General features: G+C 38.5%; 15 protein-coding genes, 1 tRNA gene, 1 rRNA gene and 4 pseudogenes. 10 read left to right on the top strand and 11 right to left on the bottom strand.

Annotation, left to right across the window (positions count from 1 at the left end):
- Nucleotides 1–10 precede the first annotated feature (10 nt).
- The gene (locus F907_RS17690; protein ID WP_016650967.1) at nucleotides 11–886 is read left to right on the top strand and encodes an MBL fold metallo-hydrolase; all 876 of its coding nucleotides are present in this window, start codon (nucleotides 11–13) and stop codon (nucleotides 884–886) included.
- 55 nt (nucleotides 887–941) lie between these two features.
- Here F907_RS17690 and dnaK read toward each other — a convergent pair whose 3' ends face one another.
- The 3 genes and pseudogenes from dnaK to F907_RS17705 form a co-directional block, all read right to left on the bottom strand.
- Complete coding sequence (gene dnaK, locus F907_RS17695) at nucleotides 942–2,885, bottom strand: molecular chaperone DnaK (protein WP_016650966.1); 1,944 nt, start codon at nucleotides 2,883–2,885, stop codon at nucleotides 942–944.
- 151 nt (nucleotides 2,886–3,036) lie between these two features.
- The gene (gene grpE / locus F907_RS17700) at nucleotides 3,037–3,582 is read right to left on the bottom strand and encodes a nucleotide exchange factor GrpE (protein ID WP_005277721.1); all 546 of its coding nucleotides are present in this window, start codon (nucleotides 3,580–3,582) and stop codon (nucleotides 3,037–3,039) included.
- Nucleotides 3,583–3,728: 146 nt separating this feature from the next.
- A pseudogene (locus tag F907_RS17705) lies at nucleotides 3,729–4,636 on the bottom strand (LysR family transcriptional regulator).
- Nucleotides 4,637–4,743: 107 nt separating this feature from the next.
- Here F907_RS17705 and F907_RS17710 point away from each other — a divergent pair.
- A pseudogene (locus F907_RS17710) lies at nucleotides 4,744–4,992 on the top strand (MBL fold metallo-hydrolase); the annotation flags it as partial.
- A 123-nt stretch (nucleotides 4,993–5,115) separates the two neighbouring features.
- Here the strand turns inward: F907_RS17710 and istB are convergent.
- The 3 genes from istB to F907_RS17725 all read right to left on the bottom strand — a co-directional run bounded on the left by istB (nucleotide 5,116) and on the right by F907_RS17725 (nucleotide 7,744).
- Nucleotides 5,116–5,853 carry an IS21-like element helper ATPase IstB gene (istB, locus tag F907_RS17715; protein ID WP_016650964.1) on the bottom strand — a complete coding sequence of 246 codons (738 nt, stop codon included), beginning with the start codon at nucleotides 5,851–5,853 and terminating at the stop codon, nucleotides 5,116–5,118.
- Entirely contained in the window at nucleotides 5,846–7,411 is a 1,566-nt protein-coding gene (gene istA / locus F907_RS17720) for an IS21 family transposase (protein ID WP_016650963.1), read from the bottom strand. Before istA ends, istB begins: the two co-directional genes overlap by 8 nt.
- Before the next feature lie 141 nt (nucleotides 7,412–7,552).
- Nucleotides 7,553–7,744 carry an Arc family DNA-binding protein gene (locus tag F907_RS17725; protein ID WP_016650962.1) on the bottom strand — a complete coding sequence of 64 codons (192 nt, stop codon included), beginning with the start codon at nucleotides 7,742–7,744 and terminating at the stop codon, nucleotides 7,553–7,555.
- A gap of 80 nt (nucleotides 7,745–7,824) precedes the next feature.
- Here F907_RS17725 and F907_RS17730 point away from each other — a divergent pair, with 80 nt between their 5' ends.
- Nucleotides 7,825–8,757, top strand: a complete 933-nt coding sequence (locus tag F907_RS17730; protein WP_016650961.1) for an Arc family DNA-binding protein — start codon at nucleotides 7,825–7,827, stop codon at nucleotides 8,755–8,757.
- A gap of 184 nt (nucleotides 8,758–8,941) precedes the next feature.
- On the opposite strand, the gene F907_RS17735 is transcribed toward F907_RS17730, so the two are convergent.
- Genes F907_RS17735 through F907_RS17750 form a run of 4 tightly spaced genes read right to left on the bottom strand, consistent with a single transcriptional unit; the run spans nucleotide 8,942 to nucleotide 17,443 of the window.
- On the bottom strand, nucleotides 8,942–11,395 hold the full coding sequence (locus F907_RS17735) for an AAA family ATPase (protein WP_016650960.1): 2,454 nt from the start codon (nucleotides 11,393–11,395) through the stop codon (nucleotides 8,942–8,944).
- 38 nt (nucleotides 11,396–11,433) lie between these two features.
- Nucleotides 11,434–14,874, bottom strand: a complete 3,441-nt coding sequence (locus tag F907_RS17740; protein WP_016650959.1) for a DEAD/DEAH box helicase family protein — start codon at nucleotides 14,872–14,874, stop codon at nucleotides 11,434–11,436.
- Nucleotides 14,875–14,903: 29 nt separating this feature from the next.
- A complete protein-coding gene (locus tag F907_RS17745) occupies nucleotides 14,904–15,962 on the bottom strand; it encodes a restriction endonuclease subunit S (RefSeq protein ID WP_016650958.1) in 1,059 nt (352 codons plus the stop codon).
- Nucleotides 15,962–17,443: a type I restriction-modification system subunit M gene (locus F907_RS17750; RefSeq protein WP_016650957.1), complete on the bottom strand. Its 1,482-nt coding sequence runs from the start codon at nucleotides 17,441–17,443 to the stop codon at nucleotides 15,962–15,964. Before F907_RS17750 ends, F907_RS17745 begins: the two co-directional genes overlap by 1 nt.
- Nucleotides 17,444–17,606: 163 nt before the next feature.
- Between F907_RS17750 and F907_RS17755 the strand changes: the two genes are divergently transcribed.
- Nucleotides 17,607–18,149 carry a hypothetical protein gene (locus F907_RS17755; RefSeq protein WP_016650956.1) on the top strand — a complete coding sequence of 181 codons (543 nt, stop codon included), beginning with the start codon at nucleotides 17,607–17,609 and terminating at the stop codon, nucleotides 18,147–18,149.
- Nucleotides 18,150–18,152: 3 nt separating this feature from the next.
- On the opposite strand, the pseudogene F907_RS19145 reads toward F907_RS17755, so the two are convergent.
- Nucleotides 18,153–18,310, bottom strand: a pseudogene (locus tag F907_RS19145) (helix-turn-helix domain-containing protein).
- 295 nt (nucleotides 18,311–18,605) lie between these two features.
- On the opposite strand from F907_RS19145, the pseudogene F907_RS17760 reads away from it, so the two are divergent.
- The 6 genes and pseudogenes from F907_RS17760 to F907_RS17785 form a co-directional block, all read left to right on the top strand.
- Nucleotides 18,606–19,232, top strand: a pseudogene (locus tag F907_RS17760) (MBL fold metallo-hydrolase); the annotation flags it as partial.
- A 380-nt stretch (nucleotides 19,233–19,612) separates the two neighbouring features.
- Nucleotides 19,613–19,852, top strand: a complete 240-nt coding sequence (locus tag F907_RS17765) for a hypothetical protein (RefSeq protein WP_005277727.1) — start codon at nucleotides 19,613–19,615, stop codon at nucleotides 19,850–19,852.
- 361 nt (nucleotides 19,853–20,213) lie between these two features.
- Nucleotides 20,214–21,284 carry an alpha/beta hydrolase gene (locus F907_RS17770; RefSeq protein ID WP_181950784.1) on the top strand — a complete coding sequence of 357 codons (1,071 nt, stop codon included), beginning with the start codon at nucleotides 20,214–20,216 and terminating at the stop codon, nucleotides 21,282–21,284.
- 146 nt (nucleotides 21,285–21,430) lie between these two features.
- Entirely contained in the window at nucleotides 21,431–21,988 is a 558-nt protein-coding gene (locus F907_RS17775) for a peptidylprolyl isomerase (RefSeq protein WP_016650953.1), read from the top strand.
- A 422-nt stretch (nucleotides 21,989–22,410) separates the two neighbouring features.
- A 16S ribosomal RNA gene (locus F907_RS17780) occupies nucleotides 22,411–23,948 on the top strand.
- A gap of 59 nt (nucleotides 23,949–24,007) precedes the next feature.
- Nucleotides 24,008–24,084 (top strand) — tRNA-Ile (locus F907_RS17785).
- The last annotated feature ends 11 nt before the right edge of the window (nucleotides 24,085–24,095 follow it).

The raw sequence follows: 24,095 nt of genomic DNA, 5'->3' as shown, positions 1-24,095 counted from the left end.
AGGAACATGCATGCTGAAATATCTACTCAAAGTGCCTGAAGCCACATGGGCGGCAGTTTCACCTGCACCCGCAAAGGCAGAAAATCTAAAAATTAAATATTTGGGCACAGCAGGCTTTATTTTGTCTGATGCCAGTCGAACTTTAGTGCTTGATCCTTTTGTGAGTCGTCCCAGTCTTTGGCAGACCTTTACTCAACCTTTATTGAGCGATCCAGCTGTGGTTAAACGCTATATCCCTGATGCTGATGAGGTACTGATAGGGCATGCGCACTATGACCATATTCTGGATGCACCAGAGCTCTGCAAACAAACAGGGGCTCGTCTCATTGGTTCGGAAGCCAGTTTGATGTACGGGCGTTCTGCAGGCTTGCCTGAGCAACAGATGCAGGCGACACAGGGTAGGGAAGTGATTGAGTGCGGGAAATGGCAAATCATTGGCTTGCCTTCAATCCATGGTAAAGCTTTGTTTGGTCGTGTTCCATTACCGGGAGATATGATTGAACCACCACCGTATCCACCGAAATTTCATCAGTTACGGCATGGTTTGGTCTTAAACTGGTGGATTGACACAGGTCAACTGCGCATTGTTCACATCGATTCGGCCGATTTTATTGAACAGGAATTGCAGGGCAAACAGGCTGATATCGTGTGCCTGTGTGCGATTGGACGTAAATATCGCCCGGACTATGTCAAAGATGTAGTCCGACTACTCAAGCCGAAATATATTATTCCATGTCATTGGGATAGCATGGTGACGCCGATTGATGCACCACCGCAGTTATTACCTGGGGTGAATATTGCTGAGTTTCTGGATGAAATTAAAGCGTGTGGCGTGATACCTTTGTTTATGCCAATTTTGGGCGAACTTTATTTTGAACAAAAATGATTCATCTTAAAATATAAAAAACCGCGCTTTCGCGCGGTCTTTTTAAAGAGACAAATTATTTTTTGTCATCTTTTACTTCTGTGAACTCAGCATCTACAACGCCATCATCCGCTTTCTGTTGTTGACCTGCATCACCACCTTGGAATGCATTTGGATCAAAACCTTCTGCGCCGCCAGCACCTTGTGCTTGTTCATAAGCACGTTGAGTGATTGGCATCAAGATGTTTTGTAAAGCTTCAGTTTTCGCTTTGATGTCTTCAACTTCATTTTCTTTGGTTGCTGCTTCAAGCTCAGAAACCGCAGTGCTGATTGCAGTTTTTTCATCTTCAGTGACTTTGTCACCCAGATCTTTCACTGCTTTGTTTGAGCTAGAGATTAACGCATCAGCTTCGTTACGCGCTTTGGCTAACTCTTCAAACTTACGGTCTTCTTCAGCATTCGCTTCAGCATCTTTAATCATTGCTTCGATTTCAGCATCAGACAAACCTGAGTTTGCTTTAATCTGGATCGATTGCTCTTTACCAGTGCTCTTATCTTTCGCAGATACTTTCAAGATACCATCCGCGTTGATGTCGAACGATACTTCAATTTGCGGTACACCACGTGGAGCAGGTGGGATATCGCCTAACTGGAAGTTACCCAACAATTTGTTTTGCTGAGCCATTTTACGTTCGCCTTGGAACACTGAAATGTCTACAGCAGGTTGGTTATCAGCAGCAGTAGAGAATACTTGAGATTTCTTCGCAGGAATCGTCGTGTTTTTCTCAATAATCGCTGTTAATACGCCACCCATGGTTTCGATACCAAGTGTTAACGGTGTTACGTCTAATAAAAGTACGTCAGTTTTGTCACCAGACAATACTGCACCTTGAATCGCAGCACCAATCGCAACCGCTTCGTCCGGGTTCACGTCTTTACGTGGCTCTTTACCGAAGAATTCTTGTACTTTTTGTTGTACAAGTGGCATACGAGACTGACCACCCACTAAAATTACGTCAGAGATGTCAGAAGTCGAAAGACCTGCATCTTTAAGTGCAATACGGCAAGGCTCAATGGTACGAGCAAGTAAGTCAGCAACCAAACCTTCAAGTTTTGCACGTGTTACGTTGATCACTAAGTGTTTAGGACCAGTCGCATCAGCCGTGATGTATGGAAGGTTGATTTCAGTCGCGTTCGATGAAGAAAGCTCGATTTTTGCTTTTTCAGCAGCTTCTTTCAAACGTTGTAACGCAAGTGGATCATTTTTCAAGTTCACACTTTGTTCTTTCTTGAATTCTTCAACCAAGAATTCAATTAATGCGTTATCAAAGTCTTCACCACCAAGGAAAGTATCACCGTTTGTTGATAACACTTCGATTTGCTGGTCGCCATCAAGGTCAGCGATTTCAATGATTGATACGTCGAATGTACCACCACCTAAGTCGTAAACCGCGATTTTACGATCGCCTTCTTTTTTGTCCATACCGAACGCAAGTGCAGCAGCAGTTGGTTCGTTGATGATACGTTTAACATCAAGACCTGCAATTTTACCTGCATCTTTAGTCGCTTGACGTTGTGCATCGTTAAAGTAAGCAGGAACAGTGATGACTGCTTCAGTAACGGTTTCACCCAAGTAGTCTTCTGCAGTTTTCTTCATCTTTTTCAAGATTTCAGCAGAGATTTGTTGTGGTGCTAATTTCTTATCGTTTACTTCAACCCAAGCATCGCCATTGTCTGCTTTGATGATTTTGTAAGGGACAAGACCGATATCTTTTTGTACTGCTTGATCTTCATAACGACGACCGATTAAACGCTTGATTGCGAATAATGTGTTTTTTGGGTTGGTTACCGCTTGGCGTTTCGCGCTTTGACCAACAAGGATCTCGCCATCTTTATATGCAATGATCGATGGAGTTGTACGTGCGCCTTCAGCGTTTTCGATTACTTTTACTTTATCGCCTTCAAGTACAGCAACACATGAGTTGGTAGTACCTAAGTCAATACCAATAATTTTTGCCATTGATTGTGTTCCTCTAAAATTTTGTTGCAATGTTTTGCTTGTTATTCGATATGAGAGTTAATCGGTATTTTTCAAGCATTTTTATGAAAAAAAATCAAAAAACTCTCATTTTTTTGCATTTTTGAGCAAATAAGTGCTTTGCTCGTGCGGATTATTGACCCACCATTACCATTGCTGGGCGAAGTAGGCGACCATTTAAGGTATAACCCTTCTGTAAAACAGTCCCGATTTCATTGGCTTTGGCATTTGGATCGATACCAACCGCTTGGTGTAAGTCCGCATTGAAGCCATTTTGAGTATCTGCTTCCACTACGCCAAATTTTTCCAGCGTGCTAAGAAGTGATTTCAAAGTCAGCTTAACACCCTCAAGCACAGGGGTTTGTTCTTCACCCGCAGCTTGAATCGCACGTTCAAGGTTGTCGACCGAATCCAGTAATTCTTTGGCGAATTTTTCCAGCACGGTATCTTTGTGCTTTTCAGATTCACGTTGGATACGCTCAACACTTTTCTGCGCTTCATAAACAGCATTGGCAGTACGTGCTTTTTCTAGTTTCAAGCTTTCTTCAAGTTTGGTGATTTGCGCTTGTAAATCTTCAACGCTAAGCTCGTTTGCTTGCTCTACACCTTCAGCTTGAGTTTGTTCAGTCTGTTGCTCATTTTGAATGTCTTGAGCTTGCTCATTGTGCTCATTAGCCATTGATGATCTCCGTTGAAAAAGGTTCTTAAACATGTACAGTCCTTTTTGGCGTGAATGCTCATAGGGTTAAACCCGAACTGCCACATCTTGGTCATTCATAGATAGGGATGAAGTATGGGCAAGGCGACAAAATTCAAGCGTTCAGGTCAATTTAAATCTTTTAATTTTGCTGATTTAAGTAAAAATTTAAGTTTTCGATGACAAAAGCAATAAATTCTTGGGTAATTTTCGGTAAGTGTTGCCTAGAAGCATAGACTAAGGACAAAGTCAGGTCGGGTGCAGAAAAATCTGTAAACACCTGTTGCAAATGCTGCTGTGCAATGTCTTTACGTACCAGTAAAGTGGGCAACATGGCAATGCCTTGCGCCTTGAGGCACATTTGATAAAGCGCAATCACATCATTGCTTTTAAACGTAACATTTAAAGGATAGTTTTGCGGTTGCTGATCTGTATCAAACAAGGTCCAATATTGATTATGAGTATGATGTGCAATGCATTCATGTTGAATCAGTTGACTGGGATGTAACAGGGGTGTGTGGTCTTGTAAGTAATGGGGATGTGCACAAAAGATAGATTCAATTTGACAGACAGGCCGCGCAATCAAACCATCTGCAACTTTTTGGGTAATACGTAGCGCCAGATCGACATGAGCATCCATCAGGTCGACGGTATTTTCAGTGAGATAGACATCAAATTGAATATGGGGGTAACGTTTTTTAAACTGTTTAATACATTCATTTACGCCGAGCTGAAACAGAAACAGGCCACAGGTAAAACGAATCGTGCCACTGTGCTGTTCAGGCGCGGCTAAACCTTCAAGCAACTGTTGCTGCTGTAAAATATTCTCACAATAGACCAAGGCTTTTTCACCCGCAGGGGTCAATGAAACTTTTCGGGTATTGCGTTGAAACAGACGAGTTGAAAAAGTTTGTTCGAGATGTTCTAAATAACGTGACACCATGGCTTTAGAATAGTCAAGGTGTTCGGCCGCTTTGCTGAGATTGCCTTGCTGCGCGATACAGACAAAGACTTGGATGGCTTTTAAGGTATCCATGTTTATTATCATTGTTGCAAGATATGCAATATTTTATCTTAATTTAGGGTGTTTATTCAGCAATAATTGCAATTTAAAGTATTCCTTATCAGATTGGAGACGATAAGATGAATACCAAACCTTATATCATTGCTTTATCTACTTTAGCGGCGACATCAACTGCTTTTGCACAAGACTTAAAAATCCAAAACTTTCTGGCTCAACCTGAGCACTTCGGTGTGACTTCAACATTAATTGAAGGCGATAAAGAAGTGTTATTGGTGAATGCCCAATTTTCTAAATCAGAAGCATTACGTATTGCAGCAGATATCTTAGACAGTGGTAAAACCTTAAAAACCATTTTGCAAAATACTGGATAAAACGACCACCCATTCCTGTTCGTACCATACCAGTCATTCCTATTCGTGCTATACCACAGCAATCAAAATAATAGGGAGAATAGTGTAGACCATTACTCCCTTAACTGAATAAAGTTGCCCTTATTGGGCGTAGATTTTCTCCCGATAGGAACGACCAGAAATTTCTAATTCGTATGAACGGTGTAAAATGCGATCCATCACTGCATCTGCAATCGTTGGATCTTGGAATTGTTCAAACCACAATCTTTTGGGTACTTGACTAGTAATGAGCAAGCCACCATTTTGTGATTGCTTATCAATGATTTCCAAAAACGATGGAGCTAAAGACTGATTAAAACCACCTAGCCCAAAATCGTCAATAATAAGTAATTTCGCAGAACATACCTTTTTCTTAAAATCTTTGATTTCACCTAATGTGATTGCGCTGCTAATTTCATCGAATAGACTTATTGCATTAAAATACATGACACTATAGCTATGATGACAAGCTTCGACCCCCAAAGCACAGGCTAACCATGATTTCCCTACACCTGTCGCACCAGAGATGATCAGTCCTCTACATTCACTGATCCACTCACAATTTGCATAACGGGCAATATCTGCCTTTTTGATCTTCCGTTCAGATGCATAGTCAATATGCTCTAATCTTGCACTTGGGTAACGAAATTTTGCAATTGAAAAAAGTCTTTCAATACGTCGGTTTGTGCGATCATTTAATTCTGCTTCAAGGCAAAAATCTAGAAACTCCTCAAAACTTTTACCTTGAGCAAGCATTTGATCTAAAAAAATCTCTGCTGTACGTAAGAAGCCTTTGAGTTTAAGCTGCTCTAATTTGTCTTTCACGGATTGTTTAAGCATGAGCAGCTCCAGAATTGCGGAAATAGTAATCTGCACCGCGAAGGTTATGGTGTGGTGTGGGTATATGACTTAATGCATCGGATAAAGGTTGTTGCTGTATTTGATAAGCACTGTTTGCAATAATGCGTTGCAGCCGATCCAAGGCATAAATTTGTCGTTGTGTTGCAAAATCACAAGCATCTTCAAGACAATGGGATTTTTGATTATCCACAACCCATTTCCTCAGTTTGTTCAGTGATTTAATATTTCTAGCGAGATCGCCTTTTTGATTTAAAATATGGCATACATACTGTGAAGTATTTGGACCAGCCCGATTTGCCCAATAAATAATTTCATCTTTTGATAAACCTTTTTGAGTGAGGTGTGCCGGTGACATATGTTCATCAAGACAAATATCTTGACGAATACCGTGACTAATTGCATGCTCCGCAATTTTTTCACGTTCATAAAAAACATGTATTGCTGATTGGGTAACTTTGAGATCGACATGCAAATGTATATAGGTATAAGGAACTGAATATTGATTACCTTCATACTCAACTCGATAAAATTCACTCACTCTTACATGCCTTTTCCATGAACAAAGTTCATAAGGATAAATTGGTAATGGTGATATATCTTTGCTATCCAACGCCAAAAATTGCTCATAACGACTAATGGTAAAACGTCGAGTTGTTTTTCGATTAATAACATCCATCTTTTCCTGAATGGCTTGGTTTAATTCTTCAATCGAAAAGAATTTTTGATTTCGTAAGGAAGCAAGTACTGCACGTTGTACAATCTGAACACTAACTTCAGCTAGACCTTTATCTTTTGGATGACGAGGACGAGTTGGAATAATTGCAAAATCATAATGTGCAGCAAAGTCTTCAAAATCCTTTTGAAAAACTAAACCAGTCTTATTGTTCTTAATGACTGCTGATTTGAGATTGTCTGTGATCACAGTTGCAGGAACACCACCGATATGATCAAAAGTTTTGATAAAACATTCGAGCCAATGTTCCACCCTTTGACTTGGCACAGCATAAGCAAATGTATACGCAGAAGCCCCTAGAACCCCCACAAATACTTGAGCATAGCTTTTTGATCCATCTATTGGAGATGTAATTTCCATTGTTCTACCACAGAAATCAACAAGCAATGCTTCACCACTTTTAAATGTTTGGCGCATTGAGGCATGTTTTTTATTCCGAAAATGATTAAATACATGGCAAAAACGAGAATATGAAAGACCGTTTTTATATTGAGCAATATATTCTTGCCAAAGTAGTTCCAATGTCATATCCCGCTTTTTAAGCTCTTGATTGATATATTCAAAATCAGGATAGATTTTTCGTGTTGGATAAGTTGGAGTACGTGAAATCTCAAAATAATCCAACAACTCCAGATTAGTAAATAAATTAAGCTCACTATTATCAATCGGGAAAAGTGTTAATTTATCAAAAATGGTTTTTACAGAACTGCGGTTAGCCCGAGCCTGTATCGCTATTGACCTTTGGCTATACCCAAGATTAAGTAGTCGAACAATTTGTCTAATTTTATCTGTTTCAATACGCATAGGAATGGACCTCTTTGGTTTAAAAGAGGCAGAAAGCACCGTGTGAACATTGATAAATCAATCGATGTTCAATACAATGAAGTTGTCTTGACGGCAAAATTAAGACAACTTTAGAGACTCATGTACCCGCATGAGTCTCTATTATTTCTGCCGTATTTGGTTATCTTTCATCTGTTGTACATTGCTAGGAATTTGCAAAAATTGCTTTAAAATAAAGTTAATTTGAGCATTCATTGATCTTTGTTGTGCAATGGATTCCTGTTGTAATTGTTTCCGTAGTGATGCTGGGATACGAATCTTAAGTTGAGCGGTTTCATTAATATTTGAGTTCACATCGACCTCACTGAACCAATATGGTTCATTGATGTTACATCATTGTGGTTTAGTGTCAATGCGTGGAGTTTAACTTTTTTATGAGTCTATTACCTGATTCACAGATAAAATTGAGATTACCTACTGAATTAAAACAAAAAATTGAAAATGAAGCTCAAAATACAAAACGCTCCATGAATGCTGAAATTTTGGCACGCCTTGAAAATAGTTTTAATTTTAAAAAAATTGATTTAGATGGCGATACCGTACTTAATCCTTATCAACTCCTTGACCGGAAGAGGGAACTATCAGCTCGCTTAATTAAAGCAATAGAATGGCTAAATTCATCACAAATTGAAGAAATTAAATATTCTTTAATTGCCGAACGACTTGGATATGAAACAGCCGAAATATTTTTAGATTGGATTCAAGGAAAACAAGAGCCAACTTTTACTGAACTTAGAAAAATTGCAGATTTCTTAGGTGTTAATCAAGACTGGTTAGTACATGGGTATGGGCATCCAACACCGCATTCTTTTTTTGAAGCAATAGGGAATCCAGAAATCGATATACCTAAATTATTTTTAACTACAGGGAAAACAGATCAAGAAATTTTCTTATCAGGAATAAAAAAAATTCATTTTGTACGTAGTCTTTCAGATGAAGGTGAATTATTAATTATTCGTGAACAAAAAAATGGATTTGTAGAAGTATTAGAAACACGAGCTCATATTTCAACTTCTATTGGTGAAGGTGGTCGAATCACATTACAAAGTTTTGCTCGATTATGGAAAGCACTTTACGATAGCTCACACCGTAGTTTGATCGATAGTTATTTAATAAACTCTTCTAAATTCAATCAAATTAGAGAATTTGATATTCATCCATTATCCATTATTCGTAAAACACAAACTTCTTTTTGGTGGGAGGAAATTTGGAAAAAGACTACGAATAAAAATATACGAGAAATGTATATTGAACTTTGGGCTGACTGGGATTCTACATCAGCTTTGGCAAGTGAAGGTATTAAATAAAACAGGGAGCGATTAAAATCTGGATCTGTTAGATCAGGTTTGAACTAGTACAGCTTATACATTGTTTCACATTTTACAGATACTTCAAATTTAGCAAACCATGATAGAATCTAATTATTATTGATGGCCTACCAGTTATTCTTTCTCCTAGTAGACCATACAACTGAATTCCTAATTAGTATACTTAATTTTCTTCACGGATATCTTTAGTACTTTGCACCAAAGCATTATATTGAGTTAAGTCGTTTACTTTTAATCTTTCCAGTATAAACTTTGCAGCACTAATCATTTCTTGAGAAGAAATTGGTTTCATTGTTCTATCAAATATTTCTTCTGCATGGGAGTATTCATTTGCAATCCTATCAATAAGTTTAAAATGATTAAGATTATTTTCTGAATCGAAGAAATTTTCCCTAAATTCTGATTTATTTTGATCAGAGGGATACTTGAAATAACTATAGACTTCAAAAAATTTTCTCATATTATTACTAAAATTGTAAATTTGGTCTGGAGTTAATTCAGTTGTTACTTGTGCACAGTTCCATATTTGTGAAAATAAATAGTTAAACTCAGTATTATATTTTCTTAAATAATTTGGGAGAACATCTAATTTGCTGATATTATTTTCTTTATTAATAAGATAAAAGGATAGATCTTCATTATCATTTTTCTTTATTGAAGTGCAAGATGGATCACTGCAACTCTTAATATGTGTCCTCTTTTTCGGAATAGTTAATTTTCGTAGATATTTAAAAAATTCTAAGTTGTGGGTCGATATAAATAATTGCTTATATGATTTTTCTTTACATATAATATTTTCTATTAGACTATAAATATAGAAAATATTATTGGAATCCAAGCTCGATATAGGATCATCAATATAAATGATCACATCTGATAATTTCTCTATATTTTTCAAATTGTATACCAAAGCGATAAAATAACAAAAAGCCACCAATGTACATTCGCCTTCGCTTAAATTATAAGCCTCCTGTCCATTTCTTACTATTTTAAATCGACCTTGTTGACCTTCCGCTTCTATAGGAATTAAAGATAAACTTTCATGACCGAAAAAACTATTAAGAAATTTATTAACTAATTCACTTGCTGCACTTATAGTACTTTTCTGAGCATTTAGTTTTTTTATTTCCTCTTGAATATTAACCTGATAGGTTTGAATTTCTGAAACTCTTTCAGAGTTTTCTTGTTCAAATGGAATCAGCTTTCTAACACTTTCCTCCAAATCAATTATTTTACTATTTTTTTTGTGCCATTCAAATTCAATTAGGTACTCAACAATACGCTCTTCAAGTACTTCAGATTTTAATTTATCTTGTTCTCTACCTATATTTTTTGAAAACTGATCATTCTTATTGCATATATCGAGTACTTGGATATAAGAATCTATTAAAGCCTTAAAGCTTCCCTCTAAAGGAACAAAGTCAAAAATTAGTTCAAGACTAAGATTAACGAGTTTTTCATCTAATTTTAACTCTAATAAAGATAGGTTTTCTGAAAAATCAAAAGCTTTGGATTTAATATTTTCAAGCAACCGTAAATATTCACTTTTAAAACTATCATAGAAGTATGCATCTGGTTCTACAAATCCCTCTATAAGACCAGATAAAGCTTTAGATATTTTCTTCTGGCTTTCAATAAGCCCAATCATTTCATTTCTGAGATTTTCCTCTTTCAAATTCGAAAAAATCTTATATCTTTCTAATACTGATTTTTTTAGCTCACCACCACAGAACTCACAAGTTTCTTTATTATGTTCTTCGTGTAAATGATATCCTTGAAGAGCCCATTCCTTAAAAAACTCATTAATTTCTTTAGTAATATTTTTTTCAACTACTTCTTTTAACTTTATTTTGCATTTATCAATATGCTTAGTTACCGCTTCTTGTATTTCTATTTCCTTGTTTTTGATATTGATTTCAGGCTTTTGGGAAACCTTCATATCATTAAATTTTTTCTGGAGCTCTTCTTCTGTGAATTTTTTTACTAGATTTTGGTTTAACTCTAATATTTTCTCAATGTCACTAACTAGATTTGGACGTTGATATGTACGAGCAGTACTTAAACCTATAGCCTCAAGATCCCTAGCCTTGTTAGTTAGACTTCTATTTATTTTTGTTGTTAATTCTGTTTTTTCTTCATGAATTTTCTTTTTATCTTGATCTATCTGATCTAATACTATATTTATACCTTCTTTAGTTACCTCCAAAATTTCTGATGAAGAGTTTAATTCATTTATTTTATTATCTATTAATATTTGATCTTGCCCAACTATAACAGCATCAAAGCTTTTTATACTACCTGTTTCATGATTATTAAATACTAGGAAAGATAAATTTTCATTTATAAAATCTTTATTAAACACCAATAATTCTTTAGAATTTTCTTTATAATTACTAGAATCTATAATTTCATTTTCAAATACTGTTTTAAAAATGGGATTTAAATAGTTTTCTGGATCATTTTTATTTTTTAATAGTGCGAAAATCCTTGATAAAGTTGTTTTCCCAGAGTAGTTTGCTCCATAGATGATATTCATTTTTTTAAAATAATTCTTTTCGGCTAATCCATTGAAATTCTGGTAGCTTCCAAAATTTTCTATTTCTATATTTTTTAACATAATTTGCCCCTTAATATTTCGTTTAAATTCTTTATTAATTAAGCCACCGCTTCATTAAACGCTTCAACAACCTCAAATATGTTGTCAGCATCTGCATCACCAAACACACCATCAATCCCTTCAAAATGGATCTGATTAAACGGTGGTTCATATAACTGTGCTGCTTCTAACACACCATTTTGTGTCAAATGCTCAATCAGCATTTCCACAAATCGAATCTGTTTTTCATTATAGGTTGAGCCTTGTAAATACTTAGAAAAAGCTTCTTGTACTGCCTGACGATCTAGACCGACCAAGGAACGAATAAAAAGAGGCAGTGATTTTTCTGTCCCAAAACATTCTTCAAATTTATCTCGGCTTTCTACTTCTTGCGCTTCAAAGACAAAGCGTTCAAGCTCGCTTAAGTCAGTCGGTGTAAGAGCCAAACCACGCTTAAGTTTGGCAATGGTAATATGGTTTTCATTGGCTTTAATAAAGCTTTCGACACGCTTACTGTACTGGGCTAGGTTTACGCCACTTGAAACGACTGGTATATCGACTGCTTGCATATCTCCAATTTCATCATCAAGCATAGAATACACAATAGTCGATGTGGATTTTTCAATCAGTTTCACCAAGCCACGAATACGTTTACGCATCGCTTCGAGCATTGGCAAGGTAATACCTTTCCAATATTCCACGGTTTGAATATCTTGAATCAGCGCAATCTGTTCTGCAACAACAGGAATATTTTCTTTGCTTTCCAGCTTAGAAGCAATTTCAATCACTTTATTGGCATAACTCTGAATCGCTGTATTGTTCTTTTCCAATACTGCCAACTCAAGGTTGTAGCAAAGCATATCAAACAATTTAGCTTCTAAAGTTTCAGGCTCAAGTTGGTTTGGTAATTTAGAAATGTGTTCTCGTAATGTTCCTATCGCAAGGTCATCCAAGTTGTTCCAAGCATCATCATTTTTGAAATGTTCAACATGCTCAAGTTCAGATTTCACAATGAAATTCTCATTGTTCATAGACTTCACTTCAGTCTGTAAACTCTGACGCATATCTTGCTGTACAGCTTTTAATTCTTCGGTGGCATCGTCCTTCGCATTCAGTAAACTCAGGATATTTAAACGTGCTTTAAATAAACGTTGTCCTAATGGTTCTGTGGTCGCAACAGGCGCACCATCAGGGTTTTCATTGAAGTATTCAAAGTTAGAACAATAGTCGAAAATAAAGAATTCTTTTTTATCTTTTTCAGGGCTAAATAATTCTTTGCAGAGGCGTGTACCACGCCCAATCATCTGCATAAATTTCACTTTAGAGCGCACAGCTTTAAAGAACACCAGATTGACCACTTCAGGCACATCTATACCTGTATCGAGCATATCCACTGAAATCGCAATCTGTGGCTCAGCTAAGTCTTTCTTGCTAAAGTCATCAATTAAGCTTTGTGGATACTTAGTGGCATGGGTAATGACACGGGCAAACTTGCCATCATATTGCGGATAGTTTTCATTGAAGCGATCAGCAATAAACTGGGCATGTTTTTGATTGACGGCAAAGATAATGGTTTTACCAAGACGATCACCGCCTTCGGTCTTAATACCATTTTCCATCAAGTGCTTGAGCATTAAATCAATCGTGCCTGTATTAAACAGCTCTTTATTGATTTTGGATGCTGAAACTTCCTCAGGTGCTTCTTCATCTCCCCAATTTAGACTATCCCAGTGTTGTTTTTCTTCTTCTGAGAGTTCGTCATATTTCACGCCTTCACGCATAAATTTAAGCGGAACAGAATAGGCTTTTGGCGGTACGAGATAACCATCGGCAATGGCTTGATCAAGATCATAGTAATCAGTTGGGACACCGCTTTCTAAGCCAAACAGTGCGTATGTATCACGATCCACTTCATCCCGCGGTGTCGCAGTTAAACCAACAAGCAAACTATCGAAGTATTTAAAAATCTCGCCAAATTTTTGATAAACGCTGCGGTGTGCTTCATCAATAATAATCAGGTCAAACATGCCAGTGCCGAATTGGCGTGTACCATCGGCATTTTTTTCGTCAATCAAGCCGATCATGGTTTGATAGGTCGAGAAATAGACTCGACCCACTTGGTTCTTATCTTCAAGTAAATTGACGAATGAGGCATCTTTTAAATTGGCTTTAAAGGCATTGTGCGCTTGATTGACCAATGAAGTGCGGTCTGCAAGGAATAATGCTTTTTGCACTACATTGGCTTTCATCAGCACATCGACCAGTGCAATGGCAGTACGTGTTTTACCTGTGCCTGTTGCCATAATCAGTAAGCCTGCACGTTCTTTACGTTGATAGGCTGCAAGCATGGCTTTGATGGCACGAGTTTGGTAGTAACGCTCGACAATGTCCGCATTGATCGGGAAGCTGCTTAAATCAGGGTTGTTTTTACGTCTTTCGATCAAGCGTTTGAGTTCTGCCTGCGTATAAAAGCCATGAACTAAACGTGGTGGGCCACCTTGCACATCATTCCAGATTCGTGTTTTATAGCCATTGGTATAGAAAATAACAGGGCGTTGTCCTGTTTGTTGCTCTAAACAGTCTGCATAGAGCTTGACTTGTTGTTGTCCAATATCAGGGTCAGTCGATGTGCGTTTTGCTTCAACCACAGCCAAAGGCAAGCCATTGGCATCATACAGTACATAATCCACTGCACCTTTACCCGTTGGGCTTGGCATACCTGTTACAGCAACTTCCTCTCGAACCGATGTACCTATTTCCCAGCCTGCTTCTTCAAGCATGAGGTCAATTTTAAGTTTTCGGGTTTCGTCTTCTTTATAGTCGGTAGGGTCTTCGATTTTGCTGTTGGCAATTTTGGCTTGTTCAACGTCTGCACGTTTTTGTGCAAGTTCAGCATCTATATTTGCAAGTAATTTTTCACGCTCTTCTAAACTTGCGGACAGTTCAAAAAGTTTTTGCTCACGTTCCCGTAAAGCTTTATGTTGTTCAGCAAACTGTTTTTCTTTAGCTTCTGTTTCTTTTTGCAGTTGTTCTTGGTTGGCGGTGATTTGCTGAGTATTGTCAGCATTTGGTATTAGTTTTGGGTTAAATAAAATCGACTGAGAGCGGTCTTTTGATGGTGAGCCATAGTTCCGTTCAAACCAAACATACATCAGGAATAAATGGCTGATGTGTTTTACGGTTTCTTCTGTAGTAAGTTGTTTGAACTTTTTCCCATGTACGGCACTGTTGCCGACCATGCGGATATTGTCCATTTTGTCCCAAATATAGGGCGGAATTAGGTCTTTGAATTTGAGGTCGTTGAGTAAGTTATGTAGTGAAGCATCGTAAGGCTGAGTGAGTTTTTTGTCGTATTGATACAGCCACAGTACAAGACTTTCAAGCGAGCTTCGAGCAGCAGCAAGTGCAAATTGAGGGGAAATATACACGAGCTTTTCGGCTTCTTTGGCAGTCGCTGCCAAGCTTTTAAATTCAGGTTCTAAAAACGAGAAGTTGCTCATGTATATACCCTCAAATTTTAAATTAAATTTTATAAAGTACCGTTAAATGCTTGGTTTTGTAATGAGCTAAAAAGATTTAAATCTTTTAGTTCCATTTTACTTTTTAATATACGTGTTTGATCACATATATTTGAAAAACATAATTGTTTATCCAACGGAGGAGTTGGTATGTCTATATTCAACAAATCAGACTTAGTTAAACTAGGAATGGTTACTGTTTTATTGAGTTGCTCAAAATTAAAAAAATGACAGAACCAAAATAAATAATCTGCATTTAATACATCTTTATTTGGCACTAAACCAAAGGCAGTATCAACATTCCAAAAATTTTCAAACATCAAAATTGGTTTATTGATATTTCCTTTTCTACCAATAATGACAGACTTCGCTGGAGTAAGCCATTCATTAGCATACCCCATGACTCCGCCACTACCACATATTGGGAAAATTCCATTTTGATCAAGAACAGCTTTTTGATTTTTCCCATTAATAATTTTTAGAGCATCTCTCCATTTAAGTACCTCCCACCCTTTAGAATTACTCACAGGATCGCCAAACATATCAATAAAAGTGGCTTGTAAAAGCTGATCTAACTTTTCAATCGCTTGCTGACGTTTTTGGCGTAGCTCATCCGCTTGATCTAAAATAGACGCAATTCGACGTTGCTCTGCAAGTGGTGGGAGTGGGATTTGAATATTATTAATATCTTTCACAGAAAGATGCTTAACAGTTACAAACGGAGTTCTATCTTCAATATCTTTAAGTGCTTTTGGCAAAAATCGGATTAAATAATTTTGATCTAATCTTTCATCAATACTTTGAATTTTGCAGACTCGTTGATTCAATAGTGCTTTACCACTATTCCATAATGCGAGGTTGAATTCTCCATCCATACCAATTAAAGCATCGCCTTTTTGAATCAAATATTCTGCTTTATATTCGCCATCATAATATGTATCTGAATAACCACGTACAACGTCACGGATACGAATTAGAGGTAAACCTTTTTTATCGGTATTAAATAAATTAGATTTAAAAGCAAAGCCACTTGTAATTTTTACAAGTGTTCCAAGTTGCACTTTTTCCATTATTTCAGCAACTCCTTAAGCGTAGCCATTCCTTTTAAAATATCCTGCTCAAGCTCTTCTAAATCCGCCAAAATTTTACTTGGTGCTTCATATTCCACTTGCTCATATACCACTTCTTTATAACGGTTAATCGACAAATCATAACCATTGGCAGCAATATCGGCTTTATCCACCATAAAGCTTTGCTCTGTGGTTTTACGACCTTTTTCACCCTCTAAGTTTTTAAAACGCGCAATAATGTCAGGAATGTTGTTATTTTCATGCTTAGATGCATCTAGCTCATTACGCTTATCATCCAACGAATAACCATCTGCCTGCATGTCATAGAACCAAACTTTGTCCGTCCCGCCCGACATGGTTTTGGTGAAAATCATAATGGCTGTCGAAACACCTGCATACGGCTTAAACACACCAGATGGCATCGAGATAATCGCTTCAAGCTTTTGCTCTTCCACAATCTTTTGACGCAAATCTTTATGTGCTTTTGAAGAACCAAATAACACGCCATCAGGCACAATCACCGCAGCACGACCACCTGTTTTTAACAAACGTAAGAACAAGGCTAAAAACAGTAATTCAGTCTTTTTAGTTTTGACTACGGCTTGAATATTCTTGGCACAGCTTTCATTGTCCAAACTTCCTGCAAATGGAGGATTGGCTAAAATCAAACTATATTTTTCAGCAATATGAGAATGCGCTTCATTTAAAGAATCACGGTTTTCAATACTTGGGTTTTCTACACCGTGCAGCATCATGTTCATCGAACCAATACGAAGCATGGTGCTATCAAAGTCATAACCAAAAAAAGTTTCTTCACTAAAGCGTTTAGCTGCTTCAGGATTGGCAAAAATCTCAGTGCTGTGATGATCGTTTAAATATTCACTTGCCGCTACGAGAAAGCCTGCTGTACCACACGCAGGGTCACAGATGGTATCGGTTGGTTTTGGTTGCATCAGCTCCACAATCATCTTGATGATATGGCGAGGTGTACGGAACTGACCATTTTGACCTGCTGAAGCAATCTTACCGAGCATGTACTCGTAAATATCGCCCTTGGTGTCTTTATCATCCATTGGCACATCAGCAACCAAATCCACCACTTTGGTAAGTAGCGCAGGCGTAGGAATGGTAAAACGTGCATCCTTCATGTGATGGCTATAGGTGGTTTCGTCTTCAACACCTAAGTTTTTAATGAAAGGAAAAACTTCATTGGCAACGGTGTTATATAAAGTTGCAGCATCACCCAAAGTCACAAACTTCGACCAACGAAGATGATCTTGTTCAGGCGTAAAAATTGGATGTTCTACAGCAGTTTTTAAGCGGTTAGCTTTCTTTTCTTTGGTGATCTGAATTTCATCGAGTCGGCGAATAAACAGCAAATAGGTCATTTGCTCCATGACTTCTAAAGGATTGGAAATACCGCCACTCCAAAATGCATTCCAAATCTGGTCAATTTTGCTTTTAATTTCGCCTGTAATCACGCTGATGACTCTCAAATTTCTTTGAGGGTATTGTCTTAAAATTTAGTTAAAAAAGCGAATAGATCTGATCGGGAAACGACATAATTTGTCTCCTATATTCACAGATGCAAGAAATTCATCTAGATTAGAAATTAAATAAACTATTCGCTAAAGAGGAAGGAGCATGAAAAGTGAGGAATATAAACGCAACAAAGACAAATTTCAGAAAATTTTGAGAACTGTAAGTGAAATATCCAAATCAGAACTAGCTCCATTTTTGGATCATAAAAAATTCTTACATTCCACGCTATTTCATCAAATAGCAGTCTTTGCTGCGATGCATTATAAAGAACACAGTGATAGCACGCTTATTATGCAAGTTTTGGATTTCACAAAATTGAAAGGGACCGAATATCTAAAAGCAGTAAGATGGTTTGAATACAGAACTGGTACATGCTTTTTTATCGAAGATAACAAATTAAAGAAGAGTAAGAGTAATACTCTTTTAGACGAGAATTATCAAATGTTTGGGGATTTTCTAAAAACTTACAAAGGGCCATTACCTGTAATTAAATCACAAAAAGCAGAGATTGAAGAAGACTATATAGAAAAATACAAAAAATACTCTAAAGAACCCCGTGACGAATTTGATTTGATAGAGAACACGTCTATGAAAATTGGTGGTCGGACTGTATTTGGAGGATATGGTACTGGAAAAAAACGCTAAAAATTAGGGCAATAATTCTTTCATGTCTACTTCTAGTGCGGTGGCGATTTCATACAGCTTTTCAACAGTAAGGTTTACTTCGCCACGTTCAATACAATACGCCCCATATAGCTCCGATCAATTCCACATTGAAGTGCAAGAGATTCTTGAGTGATTTTCAATTCAGTTCATTGAAGATATCCTAAGCTAGGTACAACAGAAATAGGAGCGTTAGATTATGAAACCTATCATAGGTTGAATGAACTTTATTTTTTATGCTACTTCACTCTGGTATGTCTGATCTATTTGTGAAGTCTAGACTTTTGAATAGATATTCGGATTAGTCTAGTCAATATTAGTGTTTAGCTTTAAATAAGTTCTATCCTTTATTATTTTAATTAAAGTAGTATGGTGCGAACAGGAATGACTGGTATGGTACGAACAGGAATGACTGGTATGTTTATGCAGGAATATGCAACCATTTTTGTCAGCTATGGTGATCCAGACTTCTATTTTGGTTTAGATGTGTTTAAACAGTACTTCCCAAATGTGAAAATTATTGCAACGCCTGAAACAGTGAAACATATTCAAGATACGCAAGCGCTGAAAGTTGCCTATTGGGGACCTAAAATGGGCGCCAATGCACCGAGCAAAATTATTGTTCCGCAAGCATATACTGCAAAAACTTTAAAATTAGAAAATGAAAATATCGAAATTAAAGGCAAAAAAGAGCTCACTTATCTGTGGATTCCAAGTGCTAAAGCGGTAGTCGGTGGTATTCCGGTATCCTCAGGGATTCATCTTTGGACTGCGGATACTCCGACAGCTAAAGATCGTGCAGAAGTGGTACAGGCTTTAGAAAGTATTAAAGCCTTGAATCCGCAAGTGGTGGTGCCGGCACATATGAAGGTAGGTGCCGCGGAAGGTCTGGATGCGGTAAATTTCTCGATTGACTATTTAAAGCAATATGAGAAAGCCGTTAAGCTAACCAAAAACTCAGCTGAACTTAGCCAAATGATGCGAAAACAATATCCTGCACTAGGTGAGTCGGGTAGTTTGGACCTAGGTGCTAAAGTGGTTAAAGGCGAGATGAAATGGCCTTAAAACCGTATATCTAGCTCAAACAACCGTGATGAAAAGTCACGGTTTTTTTATGCCTGCTACATTTATTTTTAATCAAAATTACGCAATTGTAATCTTTTAAGCAGCTTATGCAGTATTTCTATGAATTATAAAAAAATAAGATAAGCACCATTTAACAGCGCAAATAAAGCTGAGATCACTTCGATCATAAGACCTTAGCAATTGTTCAGGTTTTTAAAAATATGTGAAAGTTAAGGATTGTTGATTTAAGAAAAATTGCAAAACAATGCGGCTTACATAACAAACTGCAACTAATCCGCATCACGTCCAAGAAAAAAATTGTGAATCATAGGCATCGCAAAGACAACTTTGCTTTTTGTCATAATGAAAGGAAATACGAAATGAAAAAGTTAGCATTGATTTCTGCAGTTGTAGCAGGTGTTGCATTAACAGCTGTAGGTTGTTCAACTCAAGGTGGTTTAGATGCCTCTGGCTCAGCTCAAACCACAAGCGCAAGCCCAACGGGAGTACAAGGTGGCGTTGGTGTACATGGTGGATCATCCGTTGATGTTCAACCTGGTGGTGCTTCTGCTGATGTGTCGGGTTCAGTCTCTGGTTCAGCGGGTACGACTGCGCAATAATTTTTAAGGATGAAGTTGGCTTCGCATAAGATTGAACACACGATGCCGCATGCAATCTTACCGATGTACTGCTATACATTACGCGAAGTTGACTTGATTCATAAAAATGACACTTTTGAAGTGCTATAAAACTAGGGTGAATTGATTGGCTCTAGTTTTATGGTTTTAACAAGCAAGTTTTAAAACATTGTTTAACTGGCATAAAAAGTAGGTGTAAATAAGCATTATGGTTAATGACTTTTTGATAATAGCCCTTTAGCGTACGACATATTTTTCAAATCTTGAACTTGATCTAAGACTTTAGAAAAGCATATAGTCGAAGACAACAAGAATTATGGACAGAGCGAAGAAGGGGACAGAAGTGACAGCATTACCTCAAAAAATTCAAACAATTTTAGACAAAGGGCAAGGCCCTGCTGCACGAGCGCTTGATAAGCTCCCTAAAATCATACAAGAGTCTCTGGCCAAGCTTCTCGCTTATCCACATCAATACCCAGATTTAGATTCTTTTACTAAATGTTTGATGGCCGTCCAAATTAAACAGGGCCAGATAGGCTTTATTGGTGAAGATCCCATTGAGTCTCGTCGTCAGTTTGATACGCAGATGTTGGCGATTATCAATAAGCCGACTTCAGTTGAATCGGTTGAAGATATCCGCCTTCCACTGCAAAGTGGGACCGTCTTTGCCAGACATTATCATCCTGCACCCAACAAAAAGTTACCGATGATTGTGTTCTATCATGGTGGTGGTTTTGTCGTAGGCGGTCTGGATACCCATGATGAAGCCTGTCGCCTGATTGCCAAGTATGCAAAAGTACAGGTGCTCAGTATTGATTATCCACTCGCACCAGAAGCATCACCACAGTTATTGATCAAATCCTGTGAAGATGCCTTGGCATGGGTATATCAAAACCGCCGTCAGCTCAAAATTTATAAGAACCGTATTGCTGTTGCAGGGGATAGTGCAGGGGGCAATATCAGTACGGTGGTTGCGCAGCACTCCGTAGGTAAAGCCTATGCACCACAAGCACAGCTATTGATTTATCCAGCAGTTGATTTCAAAAGCCGCCATCCCTCTTTTTATGCTTATGGCGAAGGATTGGTACTGACCAGTAAAGATGTGGATTATGTGACGGACTATTATGCTGCACAGCACGATGTTGCACTCGATGATCCATTGATCTCACCGACTTATGGCAGCCTTAGAAAACTGGCACCTGCTTATGTGATTACTGCTGGGCATGACTTACTGCATGATGAGGGTGCAATCTATAGTCATAAACTCAGACAAAACGGGGTTAAAGTCCAATATGTTGACTATCCCGATCAAACCCATGGCTTTATTAATCTGACACCAATCTCAAGTAAGGCAAAACGCAATACCATTGAAGTAGCGAAAAACTTTAGAAAGTTCTGGGATAAACATAGTTAATTATCTACAGGCCAAATCCTCAAACCGATGTTTCACGTGAAACATCGGTTTTCTTTATGAAAGATAACAAATAGAAATAGCAAAATTGAATTTGCAAAACTAAGATGAGTATTCACAACAAATCTATGTTCAAGCCGAGAAAAGCAATGATGAAAAAGTTGTTCATGACAACAGGTTTAATTTTGGCAAGCAGCCATTTATTTGCAAATACCATGGTTGATATGAAAACCAGTATGGGCAACATCGAAATCGAACTTTTTGATGATAAAGCACCTGTGTCTGCAAAAAACTTTGAAAGCTATGTAAAAAGCAACTTCTATACAGGCACGATCTTCCATCGCGTGATTCCTGGCTTTATGGTACAAGGCGGTGGTTTAGATGCCAATATGATTGAGAAGGCAACCAAAGCACCAATCGTGAATGAGTCGGGCAATGGCTTGAAGAACATGCGCGGTACTTTAGCAATGGCGCGTACCAGTAACCCGAACTCAGCAAGCAGCCAGTTCTTTATTAATGTGGCGGACAATAGCTTTTTAAATAAATCAGCAATGGATGCGGGTTATGCTGTATTTGGTAAAGTGACCAAAGGGATGGATATTGTCGATAAGATCGTCAATGTACCCACAGGTAACTATGGAATGCATCAAAATGTACCAAAACAACCGATTAAAATTATTAGTGTTCAGATAAAGAACAACAAGTAAAAAACAAAGCAGAAATATTTTAAATATATTTCTGCTTTAATTTTATATGCTTACAAGAATTATGCTGCTTTGTTGAACATGTTGGTGTGTAAAAAAAGAACACTCGATAAAACAAGGGTTTAAAAAAGCTTGCACCCTAAAAAAAATCTCCTATAATGCACTCATCCCGACGCGATGAAGCAAAAATAACTTAGCTTTACTGGTTAAGTTGTTAAATATTTATTGCGTTGATTTGCCACTGACGAGGTGGTGAAAAGATCATTAAGAGAATAGAAGAACAACTTGTGTGGATTTTTACTGGTTGATCAATCGAAAATATTTCATTGATTGAAGAGTAGAAATTTCTCGAAGTTTATTTGAGCGAATTTTTAGTCAGAAAATTGATGAGCCAAGATTTGTAGCCATAAGCTACTAATGATTTTAAACTGAAGAGTTTGATCATGGCTCAGATTGAACGCTGGCGGCAGGCTTAACACATGCAAGTCGAGCGGGGAAGGGTAGCTTGCTACCTAACCTAGCGGCGGACGGGTGAGTAATGCTTAGGAATCTGCCATTTAGTGGGGGACAACATTCCGAAAGGAATGCTAATACCGCATACGTCCTACGGGAGAAAGCAGGGGATCTTCGGACCTTGCGCTAAATGATGAGCCTAAGTCGGATTAGCTAGTTGGTGGGGTAAAGGCCTACCAAGGCGACGATCTGTAGCGGGTCTGAGAGGATGATCCGCCACACTGGGACTGAGACACGGCCCAGACTCCTACGGGAGGCAGCAGTGGGGAATATTGGACAATGGGCGAAAGCCTGATCCAGCCATGCCGCGTGTGTGAAGAAGGCCTTTTGGTTGTAAAGCACTTTAAGCGAGGAGGAGGCTACCTAGATTAATACTCTAGGATAGTGGACGTTACTCGCAGAATAAGCACCGGCTAACTCTGTGCCAGCAGCCGCGGTAATACAGAGGGTGCGAGCGTTAATCGGATTTACTGGGCGTAAAGCGTGCGTAGGCGGCTTTTTAAGTCGGATGTGAAATCCCCGAGCTTAACTTGGGAATTGCATTCGATACTGGGAAGCTAGAGTATGGGAGAGGATGGTAGAATTCCAGGTGTAGCGGTGAAATGCGTAGAGATCTGGAGGAATACCGATGGCGAAGGCAGCCATCTGGCCTAATACTGACGCTGAGGTACGAAAGCATGGGGAGCAAACAGGATTAGATACCCTGGTAGTCCATGCCGTAAACGATGTCTACTAGCCGTTGGGGCCTTTGAGGCTTTAGTGGCGCAGCTAACGCGATAAGTAGACCGCCTGGGGAGTACGGTCGCAAGACTAAAACTCAAATGAATTGACGGGGGCCCGCACAAGCGGTGGAGCATGTGGTTTAATTCGATGCAACGCGAAGAACCTTACCTGGTCTTGACATAGTAAGAACTTTCCAGAGATGGATTGGTGCCTTCGGGAACTTACATACAGGTGCTGCATGGCTGTCGTCAGCTCGTGTCGTGAGATGTTGGGTTAAGTCCCGCAACGAGCGCAACCCTTTTCCTTATTTGCCAGCGGGTTAAGCCGGGAACTTTAAGGATACTGCCAGTGACAAACTGGAGGAAGGCGGGGACGACGTCAAGTCATCATGGCCCTTACGACCAGGGCTACACACGTGCTACAATGGTCGGTACAAAGGGTTGCTACCTAGCGATAGGATGCTAATCTCAAAAAGCCGATCGTAGTCCGGATTGGAGTCTGCAACTCGACTCCATGAAGTCGGAATCGCTAGTAATCGCGGATCAGAATGCCGCGGTGAATACGTTCCCGGGCCTTGTACACACCGCCCGTCACACCATGGGAGTTTGTTGCACCAGAAGTAGGTAGTCTAACCGTAAGGAGGACGCTTACCACGGTGTGGCCGATGACTGGGGTGAAGTCGTAACAAGGTAGCCGTAGGGGAACCTGCGGCTGGATCACCTCCTTAACGAAAGATTGGTGACTGGTAAGAATCCACAACAAGTTGTTCTTCGAAGATGTATCTGAGGGTCTGTAGCTCAGTTGGTTAGAGCACACGCTTGATAAGCGTGGGGTCACAAGTTCAAGTCTTGTCAGACCCACCAAATCTGATTGC

It is taken from the genome of Acinetobacter colistiniresistens, from assembly GCF_000413935.1.
Taxonomy (GTDB): Bacteria; Pseudomonadota; Gammaproteobacteria; order Pseudomonadales; family Moraxellaceae; genus Acinetobacter; species Acinetobacter colistiniresistens.
This window is presented reverse-complemented; position numbering and strand designations above follow the sequence as displayed.